A 26,251-nucleotide genomic window follows, 5' to 3' on the forward strand; every position below is an offset into this window, starting at 1 on the left:
CGCGCGGCGGCTCCGTCACGCCGGGCGCAGCGCCGCGCTCGCCAGGCCGCGGCGCCGCGCCGCGAGCTCCTTGAGCAGGGCGATCCACGCCCCGGGGTCGCCGAGCGTCAGGTCGGGCTCGACCCCGGCGTCCGGCCGCTCGGCGGAGGCGATGTACACCCCCACGCCCCCGTTCGCTCGCGCGTAGGCGATCGCCGGCTCGTCGGTCGTGTCGTCGCCCGCGTAGACCACGAGCGTCCCCGGCGGCAGCCGCGCCAGCAGGAAGGCCAGGGCGCCGCCCTTGTCGTGCGCGGCGTCCCTGGCCTCGTGGATGCTGCGCCCCTTCATGACCACGAGCCCCTTCCGCCGCGCCGCGCCCGACCACGCCTCGATGGCGTCGAACGCCGCCGGCCGAGCCTCCGCCGAGACGAGCCGCCAGTGGAGCGCGATCGAGCACCGCTTGCGCTGGACCCAGAACGCGGGGACGCGCCGCGCGATCTCCTCCGCGTCCCGCTCCAGCGCGTCGAGCGCCTCGGCCGGCGCCTCCGCCTCGTACACGAGCGCCCCGCCCGGCGCCGCGATCTCGGCCCCGTGCTCGCCGACGCGCCACGCCGGTTCGAGCGCCGCCGTGCGCGCCGCGAGGTCGTGGATCGTCCTGCCCGACACGAGCGCCACCGTCGTCCCCGGCGCGCCGGAGAGCGCCTGGAGCGCCTCGATGGCGCCCCGCTCCGCGACCGCCCCGCCCGACACCGCGGCGATCTCGGAGATGGTCCCGTCGAAGTCCGTCGCGAGGAGCAACGACGGCGCTGCCGCCGCGCGCTCGATGAGCTGGCTCACGTCCATGCTGTTCGCGATTCTACCGCGGCCAGGCCCCGATGAGGATCTTCGAACTGCGGAGGTCGGTAGAGCCTCCGCTCCAGAGCGGCAAATCGCCCCTCTGCGACGTTGCGCCACGCGGGTGAGGCGCCGGCGAGGGGCGGTTTCCTCTCGTTCTCTCCGCAGATCGAGCCTGGCTCGCTTCATGCTCATGCGTCGACGGCGTCAACGACGTCGAGTGCATCGACGACGTCGAGTGCGTCGACGGCGTCGAGCGCGTCGACGCGGCGCCGAGCCCTGCCATGAACATCGTCGTTCTCACGTACATCGAGGCCCCGGACCAGAAGCCGGATGTTGTGGTCGAGCAGGTCGCCCGGGCGCTCAGGAACGGCGGACACGAGGTGTCGGTCATCGCCGAGCACGGCGACGTCGCGCGGCTCGTCTCCGCCCTCTCGCGCGCCCGCCCCGATCTCGTCTTCAACCTCATGGAGATGTTCGGCGACAACGTGCTCGGCGACGTCTCCGTGGTCGGCCTGCTCGACATGCTCGGCCTCCGCTACACGGGCGCCGGCCCCGCGGAGCTCTCGCTCGCGCAGGACAAAGGCCTCTCCAAGAAGATCCTCGCCTTCGAGGGCATCCTCTATCCAAAGTTCGCCGTCTTCTCCAAGGACGCGGATTTCGAGACCGGGGGCAACCTGCACATGCCCCTGTTCGTCAAGCCGCTCCGCATGGACGCGTCGATCGGCATCGACAGGAACGGACTCGTCCACGACGCCCGATCCCTCATGAAGCGGGTCCTCGCCATCCACGAGGAGTGCGACGACTCGGCCCTCGCCGAGGAGTTCATCGAGGGGCGGGAGCTCTACGTCGGGATCCTCGGCAACGCGCAGCCCACGGCGCTCCCGCCGATCGAGATCGATTTCACCGGCTTCCCGGAGGGGCGGCCGCACATCCTCGATCAGAAGGCGAAGTTCGACGAGCAGAGCGCCGAGTACAAGGGCACGAAGGCCGTCGTCGCGGAGCTCTCCGACGAGCTCCGGGCGAGGCTCCAGAAGGTCTCGCTCGACGCCTACCGGGCGCTCCGCGTGAAGGACTACGGCCGTGTCGATCTCCGGCTCACCGAGGCCGGCGACATCTACGTGATCGAGGTCAACGCGAGCTGCTACCTCGAGGCCTCGGGGGAGTTCGCCATGGCCGCCGCCGCGGCCGGCATCGGGTACGACGCGCTCGTCCAGCGGATCGTCGACCTCGCGACGCAGCGCTACGCGAAGTAGCTGCCGGTGCGCACGTGGTTCATCGCGAGCGCCGTGACCAGCGCCGCGAAGGCGATCACCGCCGTCCGCTCGTTCGCGGCGCGGTACGCGAGCCCGAGCTCGCCCGCGCGGCCGGCGAGGTGGCGCACGAGCGGCCGCGTCGCCTCGGGGAAATGGCCGGTCGAGCGGTAGACGCTGGCGACGAGCTCCCGCTCCATGTCCAGGATGAGCGCCGCGGCCGGCCGCTCCGCGCCCGCCTCGTCCGGCGCGTCGAGCTCGTCGAAGATCGCCCGCAGCGCGCCGTCGAAGCCCCGCGGCAGCTCGCCGTCGCCGGGGAGCGCCGCGCCGTAATACTCGTCGAGCGACGTGCCGAGCTCGGCGACGTCCTCGTCGAGCGCGTCGTCGGTCACGACCGGGTCGCGCTCGCGCAGCGCGGCCATGGCGCGATCGCAGTACTCCAGCTTGGCGAGCGCCTCGGGCCAGTCGGCGTACTCGACCCGCCACGCGCGCCCGGGCGTCATCCAGACGGCGAACGTCTCTGCCCAGTCCTCGTCCGGGTGCTTCTGCGCGTACCAGCCGGGCAGGTGGACGACATGCCGGCGGCTGAACGGGATCGGCCGGTAGCCCTCGTGGTAGGGCGCGTCGATCGGGCCGAAGCGCTCCACCCACTCCGGCTCGCCGTACAGTCGATACGCGTAATTGACGACGTGCCCCATCTCGTGGCGGAGGTAACGCAGGCAATCCGCCCGGGAGACGCCCTCGACATGCCCCGTGCGCGCGCCGTGGAGCGCCGTCAGGTCGGGCCTCGCCAGGTAGAACGGGATGCCGATCGAGATCGTGTTGAACGGGACTCCCCACTCCGTGGAGAGGTAGAATCGCGGGCGGACCCGGCGGAGCCCGGCGAGCTCGAGCTCCGCCGTGAACTCCGCGATGATCGCCTCGAGGCGCGTTCCCGCGATGGTGAGGCCGAGATCCCGGAGCGGCACCGGCCCGAGGGCGGGCTCGTGAAAGGCGGGCTCGTCGGGGGGAGCGGCGGCGGCCATGGCGCCAGCATACCGCCGCGCCGGCGCGGGCGCCCGCCGTCGCGGGCGGCCGATCGGGCGCGCGACGGCGTGGTCCTGCTGGCGCCGGAGCAGCGGATCACCACCGGTTGCTGCCGGGGCAGCAGCGCGCGCGCGGCCGGCCTCGCCGAGCGGCGCGCGGCGGCGCGGCACGGGCGTTGCTCGTTGCTGACGGTCTCCGACGATCGCGGGCACCGCGGACACGCGGTGACGGCCGCCGATCGCTGGCGCGGATCAACGGGCGTGATTCGCGCCGTCCACGAGGTCAAGCTGCGTTCCTTCATCGACAAGAACCGCTTTCTTCTGGTGTTCGCGGCGCTGTCCTCGGTCATGGGCATCAGCGTCGGCGTCGCCAAGGTGACCACGACGCTCTACGCGCTGGATCTCAAGGCGAACGAGGCGCTGCTCGGGCTCATCGCCGGATCGCAGAGCGTCGGGGTGCTGCTCATGAGCATCCCGATCGGGCTGCTCGTCGATCACCTCGGGCCCTCGCGGCTGTTCGTGCTGGGGAGCCTCGTTGCGGGGACGCTCTACATGGCCTTGCCGGCGGTCCCGTCTCCGGTGTTCCTGCTGGTCTGCACGACGGCGATCAGCTTCTTCATGCCGATGCGCTTCGTCTCGCTGAGCACCGTGTTCATGCAGCAGCTCGAGACGGTGGGCGAGGGCAAGGCCGGCTGGTACCGCGCTACCCATATGGTCGGCATGTTCCTGCTGGGCCCCATGCTCGCGGCCGCGCTCACCAAGGCCCTGGGCTTTCAGGGCACCTACTGGCTCATCGGGGCGAGCTTCCTCGTCACGGTCTTCATGTCGCCGATCGTCTTCGGTCGTTATGCGGCGCGGTCCACCCCCCGGAGGGAGCTCCGCCTCTCCGGCGTCCGGTCCGATCTCGGCCTGCTCGCGCAGGACGTCGAGCTGCGCGGCGTGTGCATGATCGAGTTCGCGGCCCAGTCGGTCAACTCGTTCTTCATGTTCTTCATCATCCCGATCGGCGTCGCCGTCGCCGACCTGACGGCGGCCGAGGCCTCGGGGCTGCTCGCGTGGCAGGGCGTGACCTACATCTTCGCGCTGTTCGCGCTGGGCGGCCTGGTCGGCCGGGTGGGGCACGAGCGCATCTACCTCACGAGCCTCGTCCTCGTCCCGATCGCGCTCTTTTTGCTCGGCCTCTCGGGCGAGCTCGACCTGCTCCGCGCCGGCGGCCTGATCCTCGGCCTCGGGCTCGGCCTCTTGCAGATCGCGAACCTCACCCGCATCGCCCGCATCGGCGCGCGCGTGGGGCGGGGGAAGGTGGCCGGTTTGCACGCCCTCGTGGGCCCGTCGGGAGGCCTGTTCGGCAGCACCGTGGGCGGCCTCGTGGGCAAGAGCCTCGGGCTCCAGTCGATGTTCCTGCTCCTGTCCGTGCTCTTCGGGCTGCTCGTCGCGCTGGCGCGCAGGACGTCGAGCGCCGTGGCCGCGGTGCACCCCGCCCCGACCGAGCCGGCGGCCGCCGAGTAAGCGTGATCAGCGTCAGCCGAGAGGTACGGCGCGCGCCGTCGACGATGTCCCCGCAGGAGAGGGGCGATCCAGATCACACGCCGGCCCACGGCGCACACAGAGGCCTTGCACCCATGCGCGAACTCGAACCGCCTGCTCCGTTCACCGTAACCCGCCGCGCGTTCGTGGCGGCGCTCTCTGCCGCGCTCTCGCTCGCGGCCTGCTCGAAGGCCGAGCCGGGCGGCGGCCAGGGCGACAGGGCCGCGGGCGACTACGAGGTGCTGGAGCTGCGCCATCAGGGGTTCGCCGGCGTGGTCTCGGTGCCCGAGCTGGCAGAGGACCTCGGGTACCTCGCCCCGCTCAAGCTCAGCTACGTCGGCAACACGATCAGCGGGCCGCAGGACATCCAGACGGTGGTCACCGGCGACACCGATTTCGGGCAGGCGTTCAACGGCGCGGTGATCAAGCTGATCGCCGCCGGGGCGCCGCTCCGGGCGGTGGTGGGCGGCTACGGGGTCGACGCGAAGCGCTGGAGCGGCTTCTACGTGACCGAGGACAGCGCCATCCGGTCGCCGCGCGACCTCCTGGGCAAGAAGGTCGCGATGAACACGCTGGGCGCGCACCACGAGTTCATGCTGAAGGAGTACCTGTCGCGCAGCGGGCTGACGGGCGCCGAGATCGCGCAGGTCACGCTGGTGGTGCTGCCGCCCGTGAGCGCGGAGCAGGCGCTCCGGCAGAAGCAGGTCGACGTCGCGGTCCTCGGCGACATCCTGCGCGACAAGGCGCTCGAGCGCGGCGGCATCCGGGCGCTGTTCTCGGATCACGAGCTGTTCGGCGAGTTCACCGCCGGCAGCTACGTGCTGAGGAAGCGCTTCCTCGAGGAGAGCCCGAACAGCGCCCGCAAGTTCGTGGAGGCCGTGGGGCGCGCCGTCGAGTGGGCGCGGAGCACCCCGCGCGAGGAGGTGGTGGCCCGCCTCACGCGCATCATCGAGCGGCGGGGCCGCAACGAGGACGCGTCCGCGGTGAAGTACTGGACCAGCATGGGCGTCGCCGGCAAGGGAGGGCTCCTGTCGTCCAAGGAATACCAGGTCTGGATCGACTGGCTGGTGAAGGACGGCGAGCTGAAGCCGGGCCAGATCAAGGCCGAGGACCTGTATACGAACCAGCTCAACCCGTTCGCGACGACACCGGTCCAGTGACGGCGCCGCCCCGGCGCGCCCCTGCCGCTACCACTTGCGGTAGGGGAGGAATTTGCCGTGCATCACCACGCGCACGCGGTCGCCCTTGCTCCAGGTCAGCTTGCGCTCCAGCTTCGCTGCGACGATCTGCTCCACCAGCTCCATGCGCGTCATGGCGCCACCGTAGGCGGGCGCAGGTTTCGTGGAGCGCTCGGGAGCGTGAACTTCCGGAGCGCCGCGCGTTCGAGGGCGGCTATCTCGCGCTCATCGCGGCGGCGATGCCCGCCTGCGAGGTGCTGTAGGGGATGATGCCGCTCAGGGCCACGCCGCGCTGCGCCAGGACGTGAGCCGACGTGAGCCATCGACGGTCGAATCCGGCGGCCATCACGCGGACCCCGAGGCACTTCATCGCCCCGCCACATCGGGTGAGGTGAGAGGTGAGACATGAGACGTGATTGAAGCGCGCGCTCGCATGTACAAACGTTGTAGGCGAGGGATCGCGTCCGTCTCCGCTCGACGGATAAGGCCCCATTTGCTAGGCTGCTTCAATTGGCCGGTGAGCGCTGTGAGCGCTCGCGAACGCGAGGGCCATGCGAGACCGGAGTGCGCACGTGACGCCGCAGGCGCCACGCCAGCGCACGAATCGCCATCTCCCGATTGTAAAGAGAGGTGACTTACCATGAGGATCACCACGAGTTTGTCGACTTTCTTCGCGGGCTGCCTGGCGGCGCTGCTTTATACGGGCAGCGCGGCCGCGACCGAAGGCCCGCTCGGCGACGACGTCGGCGTGGCGTCCAGCGCGAGCTGCGACGACCAGAGCGTGTTCCTGTTCCAGAGCATCGGACAGGATCAGTATCTGAGCTACCAGCGGGTGCTGATCGACGCGCCCATCAGCGAGGTCTGGCCCGTGCTCCGCGACATCGAGTGGTTCGTGGAGGCGGTCCTGCCCGACGTGGCGCCGACGTTCCTGTGGCTGAACGGCGGAGGCCCGGAGACGATCCCCTCGGCGTACCAGTTCACCTCGGGGGGCGTCACGCTCCACGAGGAGATCATCTACCGCTCCGAGGCGCACCACCAGATCCTCGTCCGCCTCCTGGATCCGGCGTTCGGCATGGAGCAGTACTACGCGCTCGGGGATCTCACCCAGTGCGGCAATCAGACGGTGCTGGAGTACACCCGGTATCTCGAGCTCGCGCCCGGCACGGACACCGAGTTCTTCAGGGCGCTGTTCACGCAAGAGTTCATCGACATCCCGGCGTATTTCGAAGACTAGCGCCGGCGTCGACAGCGGCCCTGGCGGAAGAGCCGCCGAGGCGCCCGGGGGCGGCGGCGGCCGGTCACTTGAGGACCTCGACCGCCATCCCGTCGGTCAGCTCCGCGCTCGCGAGCTTCACGATCCGCTCGCTCCCGTCGAGCCCCGTCGACACGTGGATCGTCGCGCCCGTGTCGCGCTCGACCGTGATCGGCGCGAAGCGGATCTTGCCCCCGGGATCCACGACGGCCACGCGGAGCCCCTTGGCGTCGTTGTAGAGCGCCGTCGCCGGGATCTCGAGCACGCGGTGCGGCGTGGGCAGGGTCAGCGCGACCTCGGCGTACATGCCCGCGAGGAGCCGCCCGTCGGGGTTCGGCACCCGCACCTCGGTGTTCATCGTCCGCGTCGCCGCGTCGAGCGCGCCGGCCGTGCGCGCGATCGTGCCCTGGAACGGCTGCCCCGCGAACTCGCGCACCGTGACCTTCGCCGGCGCGTCGATCCGCACGCTGGGCGCCACGTCCTGCGGGACGCCCACGAAGACGCGCACCGGGTCGGTCGCCGCGATCCGGAAGAGCGGCGTCCCGTTGCCCGCCGTGACCAGCGCCCCGCGGTCGATCGTCCGCGAGGTGACCGTCCCCGCGAACGGCGCGGCGATCTTCGCGAACTTCTTGAGATCCAGGATGCGCTGGATGTTCGCCTGCTGCGCGGCGATCGCCGCCTGCGCCACGGTGACGCTCGCCTCGGCGACGTGCGCCTGGCCCTGCCGCTGCTCGAGCTCCTCCTGCGGCGCCACGCCCGCGGGGACGAGCTGCTGGTAGCGCTGCACGCTCGATCGCGACAGGTCGCGGTTCGCCTGGGCCTGCACGAGGCCGGCGTTCGCCTGCACGAGCTGCGCGCGGGCCTGCGCGAGCTCCTGATCGAGCTCGGGCGTGTCGATCTCGGCGAGGACCTGCCCCTCCTCGACCTTGTCGCCGATGTCGGCGCTCCACTTCCGCACGTAGCCGCTCACGCGCGGGTAGACGACCGTCTCCTCGAGCGGCTGGATGCTCCCCGGCAGGACGAGCGCCCGGTCGCTCGACACCGGCTGCGGCGAGACGACCACGACGCGCGGCGCGGCGCCCTCGGCGGCCCGCACGCCCTCCTCGAGCGCGGCGCGGGCGCTCCGGCGGGGCAGGTACGCCGCGGCGAACGCCGCCCCGAGCGCGACGGCGAGGCCCACGCCGAGGGCGAGGCCGCGCGTGCGCGTCATCGCGGCGGGCGGCGGCAGATCGAAGCCGAGATCGTCGGCGGGGGGGCCCGGGGGCGGCGTCTGGGCGGGGCGTTCGGGGGAGCTCATAGGTCCTCAGCGAGCGGGTCTCGGGCCGGAGCCTTGCTCCGGAGGAGGCTGTACATCACCGGCACGAAGAAGAGCGTGCTCAGCGTGGCGACGAGCAGGCCGCCGATGACGGCGCGGCCGAGCGGCGCGTTCTGCTCGCCGCCCTCGCCGAGGCCGAGCGACATCGGCAGCATGCCGAAGATCATCGCGAGCGCGGTCATGAGCACCGGCCGGAGGCGCGTCATGCCCGCGGCGAGCGCCGCGGTGGGGGCGTCGCGGCCCAGCTTGCGCTGGTCGTTCGCGAACGTCACGACGAGGATGCTGTTCGCCGTGGCGACGCCGACGCACATGATCGAGCCCATGAGCGCGGGTACGCTCAGCGTCGTGTGCGTCACGAAGAGCATCCACGCGATGCCGGCCACCGCGCCCGGGAGCGCCATCAGGATGATGAGCGGGTCGAGCCACGACTGGAAGTTCACGACCATCAGCAGGTACACGAGCACGACCGCGAAGAGCAGCCCGTAGCCGAGGCCGGAGAACGACGAGTCCATGCTCTCCGCCTGCCCCTTGACGGTCACCTTCGTCCCGCGCGGCAGCTCGGGCCTGAGCTCGTCGATCACGCGCGAGACCGCGCCCGCGACCGAGCCGAGGTCGGTGCCGTCGACGTTCGCCTGCACGTCGAAGGTCCGCGCGACGTTGTAGTGGGTGATGTTCGCCGGCCCGGTCGAGCGCGACAGCGAGGCGACGTTCGACAGGAGCTGGGGCCGGCTGTCGCCGGTCGACAGCGGCGTCGCGTTCAGGTCGTCGATCGAGCCGATCGCGTACTGGGGCGTCTGCACGGCGACGAGGTACTGCACGCCGCGCTTGTCGAGCCAGTAGGTCGGCGACGTCTGCCCGCTCGACGAGAGCGAGACGAGGACGTCGCTCGCGACGTCGCGCTGGCTGAGCCCCATCTGGTCGGCCATGGTGCGGTCGACGTCGATGCGGAGCTGCGGCCGCGCCGGCACCTGCGCGAGGTGCACGTCCACCGCGCCGGGGATCCGCTCCATGCGGCCTTTGATCCGCCGCGCGACCGCGTAGGTCTCGTCCTCCTTGCCGATCGGGCCCACGACCTGGACGTTGATGGGCGCGGCGAGGCCGAAGTTCAGGACCTGCGTCGAGATGTCGGGGGCGAGGAAGAAGAACGTCGTGTCGGGGTACGCCGCGTTCAGCTTGTCGCGGAGCTTGCGCACGTAGCCGGCGGTCGGCTGGTGGTGCTCCTCGAGCGCGATGAAGATCTGCCCGTCGGCCGAGGAGATCTGCGCGCCCTCGCTCAGCGACAGGTTGATGCCGCTCGCCGGGATCCCGATGGTGTCGAGCATCGTGCGGATCTCGCCCGGCGGGATCACCTGGCGGATGGTCTCCTGGATCTGCGCGAAGTGGCGCTCGCTCTCCTCGAGGCGGGTGCCCGGCGCGCCGCGCACGTGGAGCTTGATGAGCCCGGCGTCGACGCTCGGGAAGAAGTCGCGGCCGAGGAGCGGGATCAGCGCGACCGAGGCGGCGACGAAGGCGAGGAACGCGCCCACGAACGCGGCGCGGTGCGCGAGCGCCCAGGCGAGCCAGCCCCCGTAGGCCGCCCGCAGCCGGTCGAAGGCGCGGTTGAACGCGGCGAAGACGCGCCCGAACAGGCTCTTCGGCTTCGCCGTCCCCTCCGGGCCGTGGGCGTGCTCCGCGGCCTCGCGCTCGAGCAAGAGGCGCACGAGGGTCGGGACGAGCGTCCGCGACAGGAAGTACGACATGAGCATGGCGAAGACGACCGCCATGGCCATCGGCACGAAGAGCGACTTCGCGGCGCCGGTGATGAACGCCACCGGCACGAAGACGATGCAGATGCAGAGCGTCGAGACGAGCGCCGGGACGGCGATCTCCTGCGCGCCGTCGATGATCGCGCGGATGAACGGCTTCCGCTGCCCGAGATTCCTGTGGATGTTCTCGATGGCCACGGTCGCGTCGTCGACGAGGATGCCGACCGCGAGCGCCATCCCGCCGAGCGTCATCACGTTGAGCGTGTGGCCGAGGGCGTGGAGCGCGATGATCGAGACGAGGATCGAGAGCGGGATGCTGATGACGACGATGAGCGTGCTGCGCCAGCTCCCGAGGAACAGGAGGATCATCAGCGCGGTGAGCCCCGCGGCGATGAGCGCCTCGTGCACGACCCCGTCGACCGCCGCGCGGACGAACACCGACTGATCGAAGAGCAGCGAGACCTTGAGCTCCTTCGGGAGCTTCTCCAGCGTGCTCGGCAGCATCGCGTGGATGCGCGACGTGACGTCGAGCGTGCTCGCGCTCCCGTTCTTGAGGATGCTGAGGAGCACGCTGCGCTTGCCCTCGACGTGCACCATGTTCGTCTGCGGCGCGTTCCCGTCGCGCACGCTCGCGACGTCGCGGAGGTAGACGGTCCTCCCGTTCACGGTCCTGAGCGGCAGCTTCCCGAGCTCCTCGAACGCCTCGGGGCTGCTGTTCATGATGACGGGGTACTCGTTCTCCCCCATCTTCGCCGTGCCGGAGGGCAGGATGACGTTCTGCAGGCCGAGGGCGGCGTTCACGTCGCGCGGCGACAGCCCCCACGCGAAGAGGCGCTGCGGGTCGATGTCGACCATGATCTGGCGCTGCTTGCCGCCGTAAGGCCAGGGGATCTGCGTGCCCCGGATCGTGGCGATGTCGGCGCGGATGAAGTTGACCGCGTAATCGAAGAGCTGCTGCTCGCTCAGCGACTCGCTCTCCAGCGCGGCCTGCAGGATGGGCACGCTGGAGGCGCTGTAACGGATGACGAGCGGCGGGCTGATGCCGGGCGGCATCATGCGGATGGCGGTCTGCGAGACCGCCGTCACCTGCGCGGTGGCGGCCTCGATGCTGGCGCCCGGCTGGAGGAAGATCTTGATGATCGAGATGCCGGTGAGCGACTGGCTCTCGATGTGCTCGATGTCGTTGACTGTGGTCGTCAGGAAGCGCTCGTAGTTGTTGACGATGCGCTTCTCCATCTCCTCGGGGGGGAGGCCGCCGTAGTTGAAGATGACGGACAGGACCGGGATGTCGATGTCGGGGAAGATGTCCGTCGGCATCCGGGTGATGGTGAACACGCCCAGGATGACGATGAGCATCGACATCACGATGAACGTGTACGTGCGTTGCAGCGCGATCCGGACGAGCCACATGGGCGGCGAATTCCCGTCCCCCTCCCGGGCGCCCCGGACGGGGCCGCCGGAGGGCAGGCTCCGCATTTAGGGTGCCCCTGACGTTCGTCCAATCTATTATTTCGTATCAGACGATACCTTCAAGGTATGGACCTGCGCCACCTCCGGTACTTCACGGCCGTCGCCGAGGAGCGGCATTTCGGCCGCGCGGCGCAGCGGCTCGGCATCGCCCAGCCCCCGCTGAGCCGGCAGATCCAGGATCTCGAGTCCGAGCTCGGGTTCTCGCTCTTCGACAGGTCGCGGCGGCGCGTCGAGCTGACGCCCGCGGGCGCGGTCTTCCTGGCCCACGTGCGGCGGGTCTTCGACGCGCTCGACCTCGCGGTGCACGAGGCGAGGCGCGCGAGCGTCGGCGAGACCGGGCGCCTCGTGGTCGGGTACCTGTCGTCGCTCGCCTACAGCGGCATCACCGAGCTGGTCCGCGCCTTCCGCACCGATTTCCCGTCGGTGGAGCTCGCGCTGCGCGAGATGCCGCCGCAGGAGCAGATCGACGCGCTCAAGGACGGGCGCATCGACGTCGGCTTCGTGAGGGCGCCGCTCAACGACCCGCGGCTCGCCTCCGAGTGCGTCCGGCGCGAGCCGCTCCTCGTCGCCCTGCCGGCGGATCACCCGCTCGCCGGGCGCAGGCGCATCCCGCTCGAGCTCCTGTCGCACGAGCCGTTCGTCGTGTTCCCGCGCCAGCGCGGATCGGCCTTCTTCGACCTCGTGGTGGGGCTGTGCCGCGAGGCGGGCTTCACGCCGCGCGTCGTGCAGGAGGCGCTGCACCTCGACATCCTGAGCCTCGTGGCGGCGGGCTTCGGCGTCTCGATCCTGCCGGAATCCATCAAGAACATCCGGCGCGGGGGGCTCGCGCTGCGGCCGATCGTGGGCGCGCCGGTCACGGACCTCCTGCTCGCGTGGCGGGCCGACGACGCCTCGCCCACGCTCGGGCAGTTCCTCTCGTTCGTGCGGCGGGTGGGCGTCAGCAAGAGCAAGCCGCGCGCGGCGCGCCGCGCTCCCGGCGAAGACGAGCGCGACCCGGGGGCCGGCGGCGCGGGGCCGGCCGTGGAGGGGTAGAGGAGCGGCGGGGCCTCAATCGTACTGGGAGCAGCTCGAGACCTTTTGCTCGAACGAGTCGCACACTTCCAAGCACACGTCGACGGCGCGCCGGCAACAGCCGGCCTCGGTGCACTGCCCAGCGATCGCGGCGAACCCGCCGTTGCACCGGACCACCCAGCGAGGGCAGTCCTCGACGGTGCTGCACCCGATGGGCTCCTCGTCGCACTCGTCGCCTCCGCACCCGCTGGTGCTGGTGACGAGCACGCCGACGTGCATCGCGACGGCCGCGAACGCCGTCGCGGCGGACAGACGTACCAGGGTCGACATGGCTTCCTCTTCCTCCCGGGCGCAGCGTCGTCCACCCGGCGCGATCAGGTCAACGGCAATGTGGACGCATGCAAGGCGAGGTCGGCCCAATCTCGCGCTGGCGACCCTTTCCGGGGAGCGCCGGCTTTTGCCGGGCCCCGCCGGCGGCGGCTCAGGCGCGGGGCGGCCGCGGCCCGATGAGCGGCTGTCGCCTGCGGCGCAGCGACGAGAGCGCGCTGCCGAGGGTCGGATAAAGCGTCATCCCCGCGAGGTCGATGCCGAGCTGGGTGAACTCCTGCGCGACCTGCGGCCGCATCCCCACGACGATGACCTCGGCGCCGAGCAGGACGGCGGCGCGGGCCGTCTTCGTCAGCGACGCCGCGACCTGCATGTCGGCGAAGGGCACGCCGGTGATATCCATCAGCAACACCTCGGCTTCCTGGCGGCTGAGCTCCGCGAGCACCACCTCGAGCACGTGGCTCGCGCGCTCCGGATCGATGGCCCCGACGAGCGGCACGAGCAGCACCCCCTCGTCGAGCGGGATGACCGGGCACCCGAGCCGGCGCACGGCGTCGGCGAGGGCGCGCTCGCGCTCGTAGGCGGCGCGCGACCGCTTCTCCTGCTCGATCAGCGATTCGATCAGCGAGGCGCGCTCGAACGCCGCGGTCAGCATCGCGACCCACATGTCCATGTCCCGGTGATCCAGCCCGAGCGGGCTGCTCACCGGAGCGCAGATGGCCAGGACGCCGCGGTCCTCGCCCTGGCTGCGGAGCGGGATGAGCCGGAGGACGTGGTCGCCGTCGTATTGAACGGCTGCAGGCAGCCAGTCGCCGCGCGGGAACTCCGCCGCCGCGACGCGCGTGCCCGCCGCCGGCGCGGCGGCCTCCATGCCGGGGCAGGAGCTCTCGACGATCCGCAGCGTGGGCCCCTCGTCTCCCGGCTCTTCCCACACGGCGAGGCAGCCCCAGCTCATCTGCACCGCGGAGAGCCAGCTCAGCTTGCTCCCGCCGTTGTCCGCGTGCTCCAAGAGCGTCTCCCGGACAACGAGGTTGATGTCGAGGAGGCTGTTCAGGTAATCGGCGCGGGCCGTCTCGATCGCCACCCGGCCCTGCATCATGTCGTGGCGCGCCCTCCGGATGTACGCCGTGACGCGCCGCTGGGCCGCGGCGTCCTCCGCGCCGCGGAGCATGGACTGGCCCGCTCGTTCCAGGCGGTCGATCATGGCGAGGAGCAGATCGATATGGGGCATCTGCTCCGCGGCCTCGCGCCACGCCCGCTCCAGCGCCGCCGGCGCGGGGCCGGGCTTTCCCTGGGCGGCCGCCTCGAGCCCGCGGACCACGTCCGTCACCCCGGGCCACGACTCGGTCGGCGGCGCGCTCCGGTCGGGCGCCGACGAGAAGGTCGCGAGGGCGACCAGCTCCCGGGCGAGCGCGTCGGCCTGGGCCGCGTCGCCGTCGGCCGGCGCGGCCGCCTCGCGCTCGGCCGGCGCGGGGGAGCAGCCGCAGGAGCGGCGCACGACGAGGAGCGTCGGCGCGATGTGCCCCGCGCTCGGGACCTCCCGTCCGGCGAGGCGATCGATGAGCAGCTGGGCGGCCGTCCTGCCGATCCAGTCGAACCGCTGGCGGACCGTCGTCAGGGGCGGCGAGGCGTACCGGGCCGCCTCGATGTCGTCGAATCCGACGATGGCGAGGTCCTCGGGGACGCGGAGGCCTGCCTCGGCGAGCGCGTCGATGATCCCGAGCGCCCCCTGGTCGGTGGCCATGAACATCGCGGTGCAGGACACGCCCGATTCGAAGAGGCGTTGCGCGGCGAACCGCCCGCCGGCCCGCTCGTTGTTCGGGAGCTCGACGACGAGGGCGGGGTCGAACGGAATCGCGCGCTCGTCGAGCGCGTCCCGGTAGGCCTGGAAGCGCTGCCGGATATCCTCGTGCGCCATGTGGCCCGCGAAGGCGATCCGCCTGTGCCCGTGATCGATGAGGTGGCGCACGGCCGCCAGGGCGCCGCCGTGATTGTCGGGCAAGACGTACGGGCAGCGCCCGTCGGCCGAGCGCGCGCTGAGGGTCACGACCGGCCGGCCGTCGTCGAGGAAGAGCTCGATGTCCGCCGGCTCGATCAGGGCGATCCACCCGTCGATCTGGTCGCGCGCGAGCTTGAGCCTGTGAACGTCTCGCGGCGGCGATTTGACGGCGATCACGCGATATCCAGAGTGCCCTGCCGCCGACTGGATACCTCCGAGCACCTCGCAGAAATACGTCCCCCAGATGTCGTGGCACGTGAGGCCGATGGCTCTATCGAGCGACATGGTGGCAGAATCCTCGGTGGTCCAGAGCTCCGGCATCCCGCCGCGTCGCTGTCATCGACAGGACCGTGTAGCACGGAACGCGCGCGTCCTGACGCCCGGCGGCGCGCGCGGTGGGAGCGTGTCAGTTCGTCGGCTTACCGGTCAACTTCCCGGTCCTCCGATCGCGAAAGGTGCTGTGTGCCGTCGCGCCGGTATTCGAGATGACTGCGAGCTCTCTTGCGCTGTGCCCGCGGCGCGCGCCGGCCGGGGCTCAGGCGCCGTGCGGCGATCGTTGCTCGGCGTCGCCCGTGAACGGGAATGCCTGCTGCTCGAGGGGCACCCGCCCCTTGCGCTTCGGCCGGCGCTGCGGCGCCTCCGGCTCGGCCGGCGCTGCTTCGATCGGCTCGGCGCAGCGCGGGCAGAGCGCCGGCGGAGCGTCGTCCGGCTCCGGCGCGGCGGGCGGGGGCGGCTCCGGCGCGGCGGCGGGCTGCGGGGGCGCGAGCGGCTCCGGCTCTTCCCGCTCGATCTCGGCGCGGCCGCGCGCGTGCTCGGCGGTGACCAGGGCCCGGAGGGCGCGGGCGGCGGCGCGGTGCTCGGCGGCGGCCCGGCGCAGGCGCGCCACGAGCTCGAGCGCCGCGCGCGTCGGCGCGTGGAAGCGGGCGCGCTCGCGGTGCGCGCAGCCGTCGTGCGCGCCGCCGCTGCTGCCGCAATCGACGCAGATCCGCTCGAGCGAGGGCGTCCCTCCCGCGGCGGAGAACGCCTCGTCCGCCGCGGTGTCGTCGGGCGGGATCGCGTCGACGGGTTCCTCGTCGAGCGGCAGGTCTTCGACGACGACGGCGGCGGCGGCCTTGCGGGAGCGCATGCCTGTCGGCTAGCAGATGAATGAACGGATGTACAGTGCCTGGCTCGCCGTCGAATCCGGGATCGGCTCGCCGTAGCTCGCGCTCCAGCGCTCACTCCTTCCGCAAGAGCCCGTACTGGGCGAGCTTCCGGTACAGCGTCGTCCTCGGGATCCCGAGGCTCCGCGACACCTCGCACACGTTCCAGCGGGCGAGATCGAGCGCGGCGCGGATCCGCTCCGCCTCGGCGCCGCGGTAGTCCGCGCGCGACCGGGCCCGCGGCGCGGGCGCAGCCGCCGGCAGCTGGATGTCGGCGGGGCCGATCTCCGGGCCCGGCGCGAGCACGCACGCGCGCGAGAGGACGTTCTCGAGCTGCCTCACGTTGCCGGGCCAGCCGTACGACATGAGCCGCCGGAGCGCGCCCCGCGACAGCCGGAAGGCCGGGCGGCCCTGGCGCGCCGAGAGCTTCTCGACGATCGCCTGCGCGATCGCCGGGATGTCGTCCGGGCGCTCGCGGAGCGGCGGCAGGCGGATCTCGATGACGCTGACCCGGTAGTAGAGATCCTCGCGAAACCGCCCCTGCGCGACCTCCTCCCGCAGATCCCGGTTCGTCGCGCAGACGACCCGCACGTCGGCGACGGGGACGCTCCGGTCCGACCCCACCGGGCGGATCGAGCGCTCCTGGAGCGCGCGGAGCAGCTTCGCCTGCACGCCGACCGGCGTCTCCCCGAGCTCGTCGAGGAACAGCGTGCCGCCCCGCGCCGACTGGAACAGGCCGCCGTGGTCCCGGACGGCGCCGGTGAAGGCGCCCTTCACGTGGCCGAAGAGCTCCGACTCGAGCAGCGCCTCGGGCAGCGCGGCGCAGTTGACCGCCACGAACGGCCCGCCCCGCCGTGGTCCGCCCGCGTGGATGGCGCGCGCGACGAGCTCCTTGCCGGTGCCGCTCTCGCCCGTCACCGTCACCGTCACGTCGCTCTCCGCCACGCGCTCGCAGAGCGCGAGCACGGCGCGCATCGGGGCGCTCCTCCCCGCGATCTCCGGGAAGTCGCGGCGCGCGTCCGCGCGGGTCCGCTCGAGCTCGTGCGAGAGCCGCTCGATCTCGTCCGCCTGCGAGCGCATGAGCTCCGCGACCCGGCGCTGCTCCTCCTCGAGGGCCCGGGTGCGCTCCCTGAGCTCGGCCATCAGCCGGCCGTTGTGCAGCGCGACCGCGATCTGGTCCGCGAAGGCGCCGAGCAGATCCGCGTCGCCCTCCGCGAACTTGCCGCGCTGGAACCGGTTGTCGAGGTAGACGGCGCCGAGCACCGCGCCGTGCGCGCGGATCGGCACGCACACGATCGACCGGAGCCGCAGGGCGTGCACCGACGCGCTCCCGTGGAACCGCGCGTCGGCCAGCGCGTCGACCGTGAGCACCGCCTCGCCGCGCTCGACCACCCGCTTGGCGATCCCGTGGCTGAACTTGAGCTGGCTCTTGCCGACGCGCTCGCGATCGAGGTTCCGCGCGACCGCGACCTCGAGCCTGACCTTCCCCTGCCGTCCGGGGGAATCTGGTGAATCGCGCGGATCGTGCGGATCGCGTGGATCGCGCGACGTGAGGATCACGAACCCCCGCTCGGCGCCGGTCAGCTCGATGGCCGCGTCCATGGCGAGGCGGAGCACCTCCTCGGCGTCGAGCGTCGAGCTCAGGCGCCGGTTGATCTCGAGGAGCTTCATCACGAGCTCCATGCGGGCCGCCGGCCGCGCGGGACCGCCGCGGAGCGCGGCCCGCCGGGGGTGCCGCCAGAAGACCTCGGCGAGCTCCGCCGGGAGCGTGCTCCCGATGCGCTCCCAGCACTCGATCGCGGCCGTGCGGTGCCGCTCGGCCAGCGCCGTCGCCGACCGCTGGCGGAGCGCCTCGGCGGACACCTCCTCGTGCTTCGCGTGGAGCTCGAGCTGCGCGACCTGCGCCACGAGGCCCGCGCCCCGCTGCACCTGCTCCAGGGCCGCGCCCGGGTCGCCGAGGGAGAGCGCGAGCTCCGCGCCCGCCGTCGCGTGGCGCAGCGCGAGGTCCGCCGCGTCGATCTCCCGGAGCAGCGCCGCGGCCTCGGCCAGCCGGGCGCCGGCCGCGGCGCTGTCGCGCGCCGCGAGCGCGACCTCGGCGGCGTGGAGGGTCGCCTCGCACGCCTCGCGCTTCGAGCCGCGCGCCGCGTGGCCCGCGCGGGCCTCGTCGAGCAGCCGCGCCGCCTCGCCGAGCGCGCCGCGCGCCGCCGCGATCTCCGCGGCGAGCCCGAGCGCCGCCGCGGCGATCTCCTCGGGGACCTTCGCGCCCTCGGGCGCGCGCAGGCGCGCGAGGCCGAGCTCGGCCCGGTCGAGCAGGCCGACGTCCGCGTGGATCTTGGCCAGGTTGAAGCGCAGGGTGGCCTCGGTCCGCTCCTTGGCGAAGGCGATCGCCGCCCGCAGCCCGCGCTCGTAGCAGCGCAGCGCCGCGCCCCAGTCGCCGAGCTGGTGCCGCGCCGTCCCCAGGTTCAGCGCGGCGGTCGCGAGCAGGTCGCCGAGGCCTTCCGCCTCGGCCAGGTCGAGCGCCTCCTGGAACCCGCGCGCCGCGAGGGCCGCGTCCCCGGCGCGGTAGGCGTGGAGCGCGTGGTAGCTGAGCGTGCGGGCGCGGGCGCGGGGCGAGTCCGACGCGGGCCGCAGCGCGACGGCGCGCGCGAGGCTCTGGAGGGCGCCCTGCTGGTCGCCGAGGTAGCCGAGCGCGAGGCCCAGCGTCTCGGCGAGCTCCGCCGCGGCCGAGGCGTCGGCGCGGCCCGCCGCGAGGTCGCCGCCGCCGTCGGCCGCCGCGAGCGCGCCCTGCGCCTCGCGCCGCGCCTCGTCGTAGCGGCCGAGGCGCAGCAGGCAGCGCGCCGAGAGGCTCGCGAGCCGCCCGCCCGCGGGCCCGGGCTCGAGCGCCCGCGCGCGCTCGAGCCGCCCGAGCGCCCGCTCGACCTTGCCGAGCTTCTCGTCGCAGCGCGCCGCCCGGTACGAGAGCTCGGCGACGACGTCGCGCGGCGGCCGCGCGCGCCTCGCCCGGGCGAGCAGCGACAGCGCGCGCCTCGGATCGCCGGCCGCCTCGAGCGCGGACGCTGCGGCCACGAGCGTCCGCGGCGCCGGCTGCACCGCGCAGGCGGCGTCCGCCGCGCGCACCCAGGCGCGCGGCGCCCACTCGAACATCGGCTCGGACGCGCCGAGCGCCCGCCGCGCGGCCTCGTGGTCGCCCGCGAAGACGAGCGCCCTCGCCCGGTCCGCGGCGCGCTGGCTGCGGAGCGCCGGGGCGAGCGCCGCCTCGCCCTCGCCGGCGAGGTGGGCCGCCATCGCCGCCGCGACCTCGCGCACGACGCCCGCGTCGAGCGCGGCCAGGAGCGCCCGCGCCTGCCCGGGCTGGCCGAGGCGGAACCCCTCGCCGTCGAGCCGCGCGAGCCCCGCCGCCTCGAGCGCGTCGAGCGCCGCGCGCCCCACGCCGAGCGCCGCGGCGGCCTCGGGCCCGAGCGGATCCGCCACGGCGAGCGCGGCGAGGGCGCGCGCCTCCTCGGGGGCGAGCGCGGCCACGCGCCGGCGAAAGAGCTCCGGCGTGGTCATCGTGGTCACGAAGCGATCGAGCTCCGCCTCGCTCAGCCTGCGCTGCCCGAGCGCGGCGCAGAGCTCCTTGAGCGCGCGCGGGCGGCCCCCGCTCGCGCGGAGGAGATCCGACACGCGCGCCGCCGTGGCCAGGGGCGCCGTCCACACCCGGACCGCCGCCTCGCCGAGCGGGCCGAGCGGGAGCTCGACGACCGCGCCGCCGCCCACGTCGAGCCGCTCGGCGGAGGCGATGAGCCAGAGGAGGGCGTCGGTCGACGCGGCCGATCGCACGAGCGCCTCGAGCAACGCCCGGTCGTGCGGCCGCAGCCGATCGGCGTCGTCGATGGCGAGCACGAGCGGCCGGTGCGGCGCGTCGCTCGCGAGCGGGCCGCGCGGGCTCTCGGGCGCGCCCGCGGCGTCGCCGGGGCGCCCGCGCCCGCCCGCGAGCTCGCCGCGGGCGCCGAGCAGCGCGTCGACGCCGGCCGGGAGCGCGGCGCGGCCGAGCGCGCGGAGCAGCAGCGCGCGGAGCGGATCCTCGCCGCGGGGCGCGCCCTCGAAGACCGGCGCGCTGAGCTGCGCGCGCCACTTGAGCTCGCGGAACAGCCGCGACTTGCCGGCGCCCTCCTCGCCCGTGATCACCACGGCGCGCGGCCCGCGCTCGCCGCGCAGCAGCGCCGCGAGCGCCGCGCCGAACGCCTCGACCTCGCGCCCCCGGCCGACGATCTCGCCCGGCTCGCTCACGACGGCGGGCGCGCGCCGCGGCGCCCCGCCGGCGGAGAGGGCCTCCAGCACCTCGTCGACGCCGGAGGGCCGGCTGGCCGGGTCCTCCGCGGTGAGCCGCTCGGCGAGGCGGCGCAGGGCGGCGGGCGGCGCCCCGGCGAGGAGCGGGAACAGGGCCTCGAGCGTCCGCCCCACGGCGAAGAGATCCGAGCGCGCGCTCGGCGGGGCCCCCCGGAGGAGCTCCGGCGCGAAGAACCGCGCCGTGCCCGAGAGGTCTCCCGCCTCGGCGCGCATCCTCCGCGCCGCGCTGAGATCGATGAGCACGCCCGCGCCGTCGTCCCGCACGAGGACGTTCTCGGGCTTGAAGTCGCCGTGGACGATGCCCGCGCCGTGGAGCCACCCGAGCGCGTCGAGCGCGTCGAGCAGGACGGGCAGGGCCGCGGGAAGGGCGCGCCCCCGCGCGTGCTCGGCGAGCGTCCGGCCCCGGATGAGCTCCGTCGTGGCGTACGTGAGCGGCGCGCCCCCGCGCGTCGTCCGGGCGAAGTCGTACGCGCGCGGCAGGCGCGGGTGAGCGCACGCCGAGAGCAGCGAGAACTCCCGCCGGAACGCCTCGGCCGCGCCCGCGGAGTCGAAGCGCAGCGCCTTCAGCGCGACGTCGCGCTCGAAGAGCCGGTCGCGCGCCTCGACCACCGAGCCGAGCCCGCCGCGCCCGAGCGCGCGCACGACCTCGTAGCGGCCGTCGACCATCGCGCCTGGCGCAAGGCCACCCTGTACCATCGGTACATCATGGTACAGAATGGTACAGACAGGGAGCCGCGATGCCCGGGAACCGCCGCGGGGCGCGCTGGCACGGCGGTTGAACAGGACACCGTTCGACAGGATGGTGGCTTGATGCGCTGGCTCGCGGTTCTTCTCGTTGCGTGCGTCGCCGGGTGCGGGGTGAACCCGATCCCGGAGCCGCCCTCCGCGCCTGCGCTCGCGGGGGACGTCGTCGGCGCGATGTGCGACGAGTGCGACGGCGCGCTGATGGATGTCACCGGCGGGCCCGGGAGCGTGGAGGGCGCCGATCTCGTCTGGGCGGTGAACCTCGACCGGGCCGTGGCGCCCGTGGTCGCGCCGGTCGAGGAGGACGGGAGCTTCGCGCTCCAGATCGACGCCATCCGCGGGCACGAGCTGCGCCTCCAGGCGCGGCGCGGCGCGGCCCGCTCCGCGCCGGCGGACCTCGTCGCGCGGAGCGGCGTCCTCGAGCCCGCGCCCCGGCCGCTGGCCGACTGCTTCCGGGTCGAGCCGGAGCTCGCCTTGCCCGAGACCGCCGTCGGCGCCGTGTCCACCCGGACCCTCCCGCTCGTGCACACCTGCGCCGCGCCGCTCGCGATCGACGCGATCGCCCTGCGCGCGCCGGCGCCCGGGTACCTCCTCGAGGGCGCGACGGCGCCGGTGGTCCTCGAGGCCGGGGAGGTGGCCGACCTCCGCGTGGTGCTCCAGCCGGTCGAGGACGAGGCGCGCGAGGAGGTGCTGCTGATCGAGGTGTCTTCACCGGAGGTCTCCCGGAGGGCGGTGACGCTCTTCGTCGGCGACGCTCCCTGAGCCGGCTTGAACGCTCATCTCCTCCCGGGGCTCGAGGCGGGCCTCGAAGGGGAGGTGCATCTCCACGGATCAACCCTCTTGAAGAAAGATACGGAGACGAACATGCGAGTTTATGCCTTGTTGTTCCTTGCGGCCTCTTCGATCGTCGGACAGCTCGGGTGCGGCCCCTCGCCCGGCGGCGGCCCCTCGCCCGGCGGCGGCGGGAGCTGCCCTGATCCGGCGGATCCCGGCGTCCGCTATGTCTCTCACGATCCGGTGGAGTGCACGCTCATCGACTTCGCCTGCTCGCCGCCGGAGGAGTACTTCGGCGGCGAGTGCGGGTGCGGCTGCATCGGCCCGGAGCCGGCGTCCTGCCCTGATCCGCGCGATCCGGGCGTCCGCTATGTCTCTCATGATCCGGTGGAGTGCACGCTCATCGACTTCGCTTGCTCGCCGCCGGAGGAGTACTTCGGCGGCGAGTGCGGGTGCGGCTGCATCGACCCCGAGCCGGCGACCTGCCCGGACCCGAGCGATCCGGGCGTCCGCTACGTGTCGCACGACATCGAGGAGTGCCACCTCATCGACTTCGTCTGTGCGGAGGGACAGACGCTCTTTTACGACGAGTGCGGGTGCGGCTGCATTAGCCCTGAGACGGTCGTCTGTCCGGAGCCGGGGACCACGAACGTCTTCTACGTCTCTCACGATCCGGAAGAGTGCATGCTCCTCGACTTCGCGTGCTCGCCGCCGGAGAGGCTCTTCACCAACGCGTGCGGGTGCGGCTGCATCGGCCCGGAGCTCCCTGTCGGCCACGCCCCCTGAGGCGTGAGGGCGCGCCCCGCCGCGACGAGCTCCTCCGCCCGGTCTCGCGCCCTGCGTGGGGCTCCCCACAAACAACGAGCCTCGGCCGGCGTGCGCCCCCGCGTCGCGGAGGAGCCTCGGTGATATCCACCGCTCTGGTAGGGCCGTCCACGATGTTCTACATGCGCGCACGGGGGAGGACCGCGCCGGAACGAGGGGTCCCTGTCGCCGGCGTCGAAGTTGCCCAATCATTTCGTCGAGGTCGGTGATACGCTCTCCCGCTGGATGCGGGGGAGGACACGACCGGGATGAGCACGAGGCCTGTCGACCAGCGCACACGGAACGTGATCGGGCTCGCGTCGGTCTTCTTCGACAACTCCTTCAACGCCATGGTGTTCGCCGGCATGCACCGCGCGGCGCGGGAGCGCGGCTACGAGCTCCTCATGATCTACGGGGCTCCTGCGGCGGTCCGAGCGCGCGGGCTGGGCCTCGACCGGGTGGTCGGCTGGATCTCGATGTACACCATCGACGGCCTCGAGGAGCTGCTCTCCGACGGGAAGCCGGCCGTCATCTTCTGCGCGCCCCCGTTCGGCCCGGGGTACCCGATCGTCCGGGCGGAGAACCACGACTCGATTCACCGGCTCGTCGACCACCTCGTCGGCCTCGGCCATCGCCGGATCGCCTACATCGGCAAATCGACGTCGGACGACTTCGTCGAGCGGGGCAAGGCGTTCGATGAGGCGATGAGGGCGCGCGGGCTCTCGGCGGAGCTCAACCTGCTCTCCGAGTTCCACGAGTGCACCATGTTCTACACCGAGCGCCGACTGCGGGAGTTCCTCGAGCGCGACGGCAAGTTCTGCACCGCGCTCGTGGCGGGAAACGACGAGATGGCGATGGGCGCCATCCACGCGATCCAGGCGCACGGCTACCGCGTGCCCGAGGACATCGCGGTGGTGGGGTTCGACGACGTCAGCGTCGCCCAGCACTGCGACCCGCCGCTCACCACGATGCGGCAGGACCCCGCGCTGCTCGGGAGGATCGCCGTCGAGCGGATCGTCGACCTCATCCGCGGCATCCCGCCGCCGGAGCCCGTGACCCGCGGCTCGGCCGAGCTGGTGGTGCGGCGCTCGTGCGGCAGCGCCGCGTGGGACGCCGCGCCGCCCGCGCTGGAGCTCGACGACGCGGGCGGCGACTGGCGGCGCGGGCTGTCCCGGCAGCTGAGCCGCCTGGTCGAGGGGCCGGCGCCGTCGCAGCGCTTCCTGGTCTGGCCCGAGGCCGAGGTGATCGCGCGCGGCCTCGGCGCGGCGCTCGCCGGGGCGGAGCTCCCGGACGTGGGGACGCTCGAGCGCGCCTTCGCCCCCGCGGTCGCGCACAGCGGCAGGATCGAGGTCCTCCTCGCGGCGGTGACGCTGGTCGAGGAGGCCGCCGCGCGGCAGCTCGCCGGCGCGCCGGATCCGGGCGCGGTGCGGCGAGCGCAGGCCTTCCTCGGCCGCGTGCGCCTCGCGCAGCAGCGGGCCGTCGTGGCGTCGGAGCGGAGCAGCGTGCAGAGCCTCGAGCGGCTGATCCGCGCCAACATGGAGATGAGCAGGCTCCTCGCCTCGAAGCAGGCGCGGGCCGACGAGCGCCTCGCGTGGCTGCGGCAGACCTCCGTGCGCGTCGGGTGCCTCGCGCTCTGGGCCGACGACCCGGGTCCGGGCGGGCGAGCGGTCGTCATCGACAGCGTGTACACCGACGATCCGGCCGTGGCCGCGCTCGTGGGGCGCCGCGTCCCGGCCGGCCAGTTTCCGCCGCCCGAGCTGCTCGACGCCGCGAAGCCCGACGAGGCGGGCGGCCATTGCGTGATGATCCCGATCGCGACCGCGCGGCGCGACTGGGGCACGCTGGTGCTCGGCGGGCTGCACACCGAGAGCTTCGCGGACAACCTCCAGCCGCTGGCCATGTGGGTGTCGCTCCTCGTCGCGACGTTCGAGCGCCACGAAATCGAGACCGCGCTGCAGGAGGAGCGCGACATGCTGGCCGCCGCCTTCGAGCGCGAGCGCGCGCTCGCGAGCACGGTGCGGGAGCTCGGCTGTCCCGTCATCCCCCTCTTGCCCGGGGTGCTGCTCATCTCGCTGATCGGCGCCATCGACGCGGCGAGGGCGCAGCAGATCCTCGAGGCCGTGCTCTCGGGCGTCGCGCGAGAGCGCGCGCGCTGGGTGCTGCTCGACCTGACCGGCGTGCCGCTCGTCGACGAGGCGACCGCGGCGGCCCTGGTGCAGACGGCGCAGGCCACGCGGCTGCTCGGCGCCCGCGTGAGCCTCGTCGGCGTGGGGCCCACGATGGCGCAGCGCATGGTCAGCCTCGGTATCGAGCTGCGCGATATCGCCATCTTCCAGTCGCTCGCCGCCGCCATCCGCCAGCTCACCCGGGCGGGAGGGTGACCGGGCGGACGGGGCCGCGCTGCCGGGCGCCGCCGGCGAAGATGCCGTGGTTTGCCGCGCGGCGCATGGTATCTCTCGGCGATGGTCCCTCGGGGGGGTGAGAGCGGGTGGAGATGGGGAATAGCATGCGCGGCGATCATGCATTTACGGCCGAGGGCCTCGTCGGCGCGTCGTTCGAGCTGACCTTCGCGGGCGCGCTGTCGTTCCTGCGCCGGAAGTACTCGCGCGATCTGACGGGCGTGGACGTCGCGGTGACGGGGCTACCGCTCGACACGGCGACGACGAACCGGCCCGGCGCGCGCTTCGGTCCGCGCGCCGTGCGGGAGGCGTCGGCCCTGCTCTCGTTCGAAGGCCGCCCTTACGGCGCCGCGGTCAGCCCGCTCGATCAGCTGGCGATCGTCGATTACGGCGACTGCCAGTGGGATTTCGGCAGGCCGATCGAGGTGCCTTCAGCGATCGAGGCCCACATCGCGGGGATCCTCCGCGCCGGGGCCGCGCCGCTGTCGATCGGCGGCGACCACTTCGTCACGCTCCCCGCGCTGAGGGCGGTCGCCAAGCAGCACGGCACGCTCTCGCTGATCCACTTCGACGCCCACTCGGACACGTGGAGCGTCGGCGACGACGACGGGAGGATCGATCACGGCACGATGTTCCTCCACGCCGCGCGAGAGGGCATCGTCGATCCGGCCCGCTCGGCGCAGATCGGGATTCGCACCTTCAATCCGGACACGCACGGATTCCAGATCCTCGACGCGCCCTGGGTGCACCGGAACGGCGCCGCGGCCGTGGTCCAGCGTGTCCGGGAGCTGGTCGAGGGGCGCAAGGTCTATGTCACGTTCGACGTGGACTGCCTCGATCCCAGCTTCGCGCCGGGCACCGGCACGCCCGTCTGCGGTGGGCTCAGCACCGCGACCGCCATCGAGATCCTGCGCGGGCTCGCGGGCGTGGACATCGTCGGCGCGGATGTCGTCGAGGTCGCGCCCGCCTACGACACCGCGGGGATCACCGCGCTGGCCGGGGCGACCATCGCCTACGAGCACCTCGTCCTCTACGCGAGCCGGCCGGGCGCCCCCGCGGCGCGCGCCCGCACCGACGCGTCACGCGCCCGGTAACGCCGTGGGGCCGCGCCCTCTCCGGGAGCCGCCGAGCTGCCAGGTTTGCA

General features: G+C 73.1%; 19 protein-coding genes. 9 read left to right on the forward strand and 10 right to left on the reverse strand.

Annotation, left to right across the window (positions count from 1 at the left end):
• Nucleotides 1-15: 15 nt before the first annotated feature.
• The gene (gene otsB, locus WMF26_RS09350; RefSeq protein ID WP_438000029.1) at nucleotides 16-822 is read right to left on the reverse strand and encodes a trehalose-phosphatase; all 807 of its coding nucleotides are present in this window, start codon (nucleotides 820-822) and stop codon (nucleotides 16-18) included.
• Between the two features lie 275 nt (nucleotides 823-1,097).
• Between otsB and WMF26_RS09355 the strand changes: the two genes are divergently transcribed.
• Nucleotides 1,098-2,069 carry a D-alanine--D-alanine ligase family protein gene (locus WMF26_RS09355; RefSeq protein ID WP_438000030.1) on the forward strand — a complete coding sequence of 324 codons (972 nt, stop codon included), beginning with the start codon at nucleotides 1,098-1,100 and terminating at the stop codon, nucleotides 2,067-2,069.
• Here WMF26_RS09355 and WMF26_RS09360 read toward each other — a convergent pair.
• On the reverse strand, nucleotides 2,057-3,091 hold the full coding sequence (locus WMF26_RS09360; RefSeq protein WP_438000031.1) for a putative zinc-binding metallopeptidase: 1,035 nt from the start codon (nucleotides 3,089-3,091) through the stop codon (nucleotides 2,057-2,059). The two genes, WMF26_RS09355 and WMF26_RS09360, sit on opposite strands and share 13 nt — an antisense overlap.
• Nucleotides 3,092-3,352: 261 nt before the next feature.
• Here WMF26_RS09360 and WMF26_RS09365 point away from each other — a divergent pair, with 261 nt between their 5' ends.
• Together WMF26_RS09365 and WMF26_RS09370 are read left to right on the forward strand one after the other, a co-directional pair.
• Nucleotides 3,353-4,600 carry an MFS transporter gene (locus WMF26_RS09365; protein ID WP_438000032.1) on the forward strand — a complete coding sequence of 416 codons (1,248 nt, stop codon included), beginning with the start codon at nucleotides 3,353-3,355 and terminating at the stop codon, nucleotides 4,598-4,600.
• 113 nt (nucleotides 4,601-4,713) lie between these two features.
• The gene (locus WMF26_RS09370) at nucleotides 4,714-5,778 is read left to right on the forward strand and encodes an ABC transporter substrate-binding protein (protein ID WP_438000033.1); all 1,065 of its coding nucleotides are present in this window, start codon (nucleotides 4,714-4,716) and stop codon (nucleotides 5,776-5,778) included.
• Nucleotides 5,779-5,805: 27 nt separating this feature from the next.
• Here WMF26_RS09370 and WMF26_RS09375 read toward each other — a convergent pair whose 3' ends face one another.
• Nucleotides 5,806-5,931, reverse strand: a complete 126-nt coding sequence (locus tag WMF26_RS09375; protein ID WP_438000034.1) for a hypothetical protein — start codon at nucleotides 5,929-5,931, stop codon at nucleotides 5,806-5,808.
• A gap of 79 nt (nucleotides 5,932-6,010) precedes the next feature.
• Nucleotides 6,011-6,166 (reverse strand): hypothetical protein, encoded by a 156-nt coding sequence (locus WMF26_RS09380; RefSeq protein ID WP_437945779.1) that lies wholly within the window; start codon nucleotides 6,164-6,166, stop codon nucleotides 6,011-6,013.
• A 288-nt stretch (nucleotides 6,167-6,454) separates the two neighbouring features.
• Between WMF26_RS09380 and WMF26_RS09385 the strand changes: the two genes are divergently transcribed.
• Nucleotides 6,455-7,030, forward strand: coding sequence for a hypothetical protein (locus WMF26_RS09385; RefSeq protein ID WP_438000035.1), 576 nt, complete (start codon nucleotides 6,455-6,457; stop codon nucleotides 7,028-7,030).
• A 64-nt stretch (nucleotides 7,031-7,094) separates the two neighbouring features.
• Here WMF26_RS09385 and WMF26_RS09390 read toward each other — a convergent pair whose 3' ends face one another.
• Both WMF26_RS09390 and WMF26_RS09395 read right to left on the reverse strand, forming a co-directional pair.
• The gene (locus tag WMF26_RS09390) at nucleotides 7,095-8,345 is read right to left on the reverse strand and encodes an efflux RND transporter periplasmic adaptor subunit (RefSeq protein WP_438000036.1); all 1,251 of its coding nucleotides are present in this window, start codon (nucleotides 8,343-8,345) and stop codon (nucleotides 7,095-7,097) included.
• Nucleotides 8,342-11,518, reverse strand: coding sequence for an efflux RND transporter permease subunit (locus tag WMF26_RS09395; protein ID WP_438000037.1), 3,177 nt, complete (start codon nucleotides 11,516-11,518; stop codon nucleotides 8,342-8,344). The genes WMF26_RS09390 and WMF26_RS09395 overlap by 4 nt, the downstream gene beginning before the upstream one ends.
• A 126-nt stretch (nucleotides 11,519-11,644) precedes the next feature.
• Here WMF26_RS09395 and WMF26_RS09400 point away from each other — a divergent pair, with 126 nt between their 5' ends.
• On the forward strand, nucleotides 11,645-12,610 hold the full coding sequence (locus WMF26_RS09400) for a LysR substrate-binding domain-containing protein (RefSeq protein WP_438000038.1): 966 nt from the start codon (nucleotides 11,645-11,647) through the stop codon (nucleotides 12,608-12,610).
• 15 nt (nucleotides 12,611-12,625) lie between these two features.
• Here the strand turns inward: WMF26_RS09400 and WMF26_RS09405 are convergent, their stop codons facing one another.
• From WMF26_RS09405 to WMF26_RS09420, 4 genes are all read right to left on the reverse strand, one after another.
• On the reverse strand, nucleotides 12,626-12,919 hold the full coding sequence (locus WMF26_RS09405) for a hypothetical protein (RefSeq protein ID WP_061622860.1): 294 nt from the start codon (nucleotides 12,917-12,919) through the stop codon (nucleotides 12,626-12,628).
• 151 nt (nucleotides 12,920-13,070) lie between these two features.
• On the reverse strand, nucleotides 13,071-15,200 hold the full coding sequence (locus tag WMF26_RS09410) for a substrate-binding domain-containing protein (RefSeq protein ID WP_438000039.1): 2,130 nt from the start codon (nucleotides 15,198-15,200) through the stop codon (nucleotides 13,071-13,073).
• A gap of 250 nt (nucleotides 15,201-15,450) precedes the next feature.
• The gene (locus WMF26_RS09415; protein WP_438000040.1) at nucleotides 15,451-16,041 is read right to left on the reverse strand and encodes a hypothetical protein; all 591 of its coding nucleotides are present in this window, start codon (nucleotides 16,039-16,041) and stop codon (nucleotides 15,451-15,453) included.
• Between the two features lie 91 nt (nucleotides 16,042-16,132).
• Complete coding sequence (locus WMF26_RS09420) at nucleotides 16,133-21,082, reverse strand: sigma 54-interacting transcriptional regulator (protein WP_438000041.1); 4,950 nt, start codon at nucleotides 21,080-21,082, stop codon at nucleotides 16,133-16,135.
• A 114-nt stretch (nucleotides 21,083-21,196) separates the two neighbouring features.
• Here WMF26_RS09420 and WMF26_RS09425 point away from each other — a divergent pair, with 114 nt between their 5' ends.
• From WMF26_RS09425 to speB, 4 genes are all read left to right on the forward strand, one after another.
• The gene (locus WMF26_RS09425; RefSeq protein ID WP_438000042.1) at nucleotides 21,197-21,892 is read left to right on the forward strand and encodes a hypothetical protein; all 696 of its coding nucleotides are present in this window, start codon (nucleotides 21,197-21,199) and stop codon (nucleotides 21,890-21,892) included.
• Between the two features lie 6 nt (nucleotides 21,893-21,898).
• Entirely contained in the window at nucleotides 21,899-22,690 is a 792-nt protein-coding gene (locus WMF26_RS09430; RefSeq protein WP_438000043.1) for a hypothetical protein, read from the forward strand.
• Nucleotides 22,691-22,977: 287 nt separating this feature from the next.
• Nucleotides 22,978-25,089, forward strand: coding sequence for a substrate-binding domain-containing protein (locus WMF26_RS09435; protein ID WP_438000044.1), 2,112 nt, complete (start codon nucleotides 22,978-22,980; stop codon nucleotides 25,087-25,089).
• Between the two features lie 113 nt (nucleotides 25,090-25,202).
• Entirely contained in the window at nucleotides 25,203-26,201 is a 999-nt protein-coding gene (gene speB, locus WMF26_RS09440; RefSeq protein ID WP_438000045.1) for an agmatinase, read from the forward strand.
• The last annotated feature ends 50 nt before the right edge of the window (nucleotides 26,202-26,251 follow it).

This window comes from Sorangium sp. So ce185, assembly GCF_051526825.1.
Lineage (GTDB): Bacteria > Myxococcota_A > Polyangia > Polyangiales > Polyangiaceae > Sorangium > Sorangium cellulosum_D.

What these genes read in the sequence shown, in the direction of transcription:
- otsB (WP_438000029.1), bottom strand. Translation starts at nt 822, where the DNA reads ATGGACGTGAGCCAGCTCATCGAGCGCGCGGCGGCAGCGCCGTCGTTG.
- WMF26_RS09355 (WP_438000030.1), top strand. Translation starts at nt 1,098, where the DNA reads ATGAACATCGTCGTTCTCACGTACATCGAGGCCCCGGACCAGAAGCCG.
- WMF26_RS09360 (WP_438000031.1), bottom strand. Translation starts at nt 3,091, where the DNA reads ATGGCCGCCGCCGCTCCCCCCGACGAGCCCGCCTTTCACGAGCCCGCC.
- WMF26_RS09370 (WP_438000033.1), top strand. Translation starts at nt 4,714, where the DNA reads ATGCGCGAACTCGAACCGCCTGCTCCGTTCACCGTAACCCGCCGCGCG.
- WMF26_RS09375 (WP_438000034.1), bottom strand. Translation starts at nt 5,931, where the DNA reads ATGACGCGCATGGAGCTGGTGGAGCAGATCGTCGCAGCGAAGCTGGAG.
- WMF26_RS09380 (WP_437945779.1), bottom strand. Translation starts at nt 6,166, where the DNA reads ATGAAGTGCCTCGGGGTCCGCGTGATGGCCGCCGGATTCGACCGTCGA.
- WMF26_RS09390 (WP_438000036.1), bottom strand. Translation starts at nt 8,345, where the DNA reads ATGAGCTCCCCCGAACGCCCCGCCCAGACGCCGCCCCCGGGCCCCCCC.
- WMF26_RS09395 (WP_438000037.1), bottom strand. Translation starts at nt 11,518, where the DNA reads ATGTGGCTCGTCCGGATCGCGCTGCAACGCACGTACACGTTCATCGTG.
- WMF26_RS09400 (WP_438000038.1), top strand. Translation starts at nt 11,645, where the DNA reads ATGGACCTGCGCCACCTCCGGTACTTCACGGCCGTCGCCGAGGAGCGG.
- WMF26_RS09405 (WP_061622860.1), bottom strand. Translation starts at nt 12,919, where the DNA reads ATGTCGACCCTGGTACGTCTGTCCGCCGCGACGGCGTTCGCGGCCGTC.
- WMF26_RS09410 (WP_438000039.1), bottom strand. Translation starts at nt 15,200, where the DNA reads ATGTCGCTCGATAGAGCCATCGGCCTCACGTGCCACGACATCTGGGGG.
- WMF26_RS09415 (WP_438000040.1), bottom strand. Translation starts at nt 16,041, where the DNA reads ATGCGCTCCCGCAAGGCCGCCGCCGCCGTCGTCGTCGAAGACCTGCCG.
- WMF26_RS09420 (WP_438000041.1), bottom strand. Translation starts at nt 21,082, where the DNA reads ATGGTACAGGGTGGCCTTGCGCCAGGCGCGATGGTCGACGGCCGCTAC.
- WMF26_RS09425 (WP_438000042.1), top strand. Translation starts at nt 21,197, where the DNA reads ATGCGCTGGCTCGCGGTTCTTCTCGTTGCGTGCGTCGCCGGGTGCGGG.
- WMF26_RS09435 (WP_438000044.1), top strand. Translation starts at nt 22,978, where the DNA reads ATGAGCACGAGGCCTGTCGACCAGCGCACACGGAACGTGATCGGGCTC.
- speB (WP_438000045.1), top strand. Translation starts at nt 25,203, where the DNA reads ATGGGGAATAGCATGCGCGGCGATCATGCATTTACGGCCGAGGGCCTC.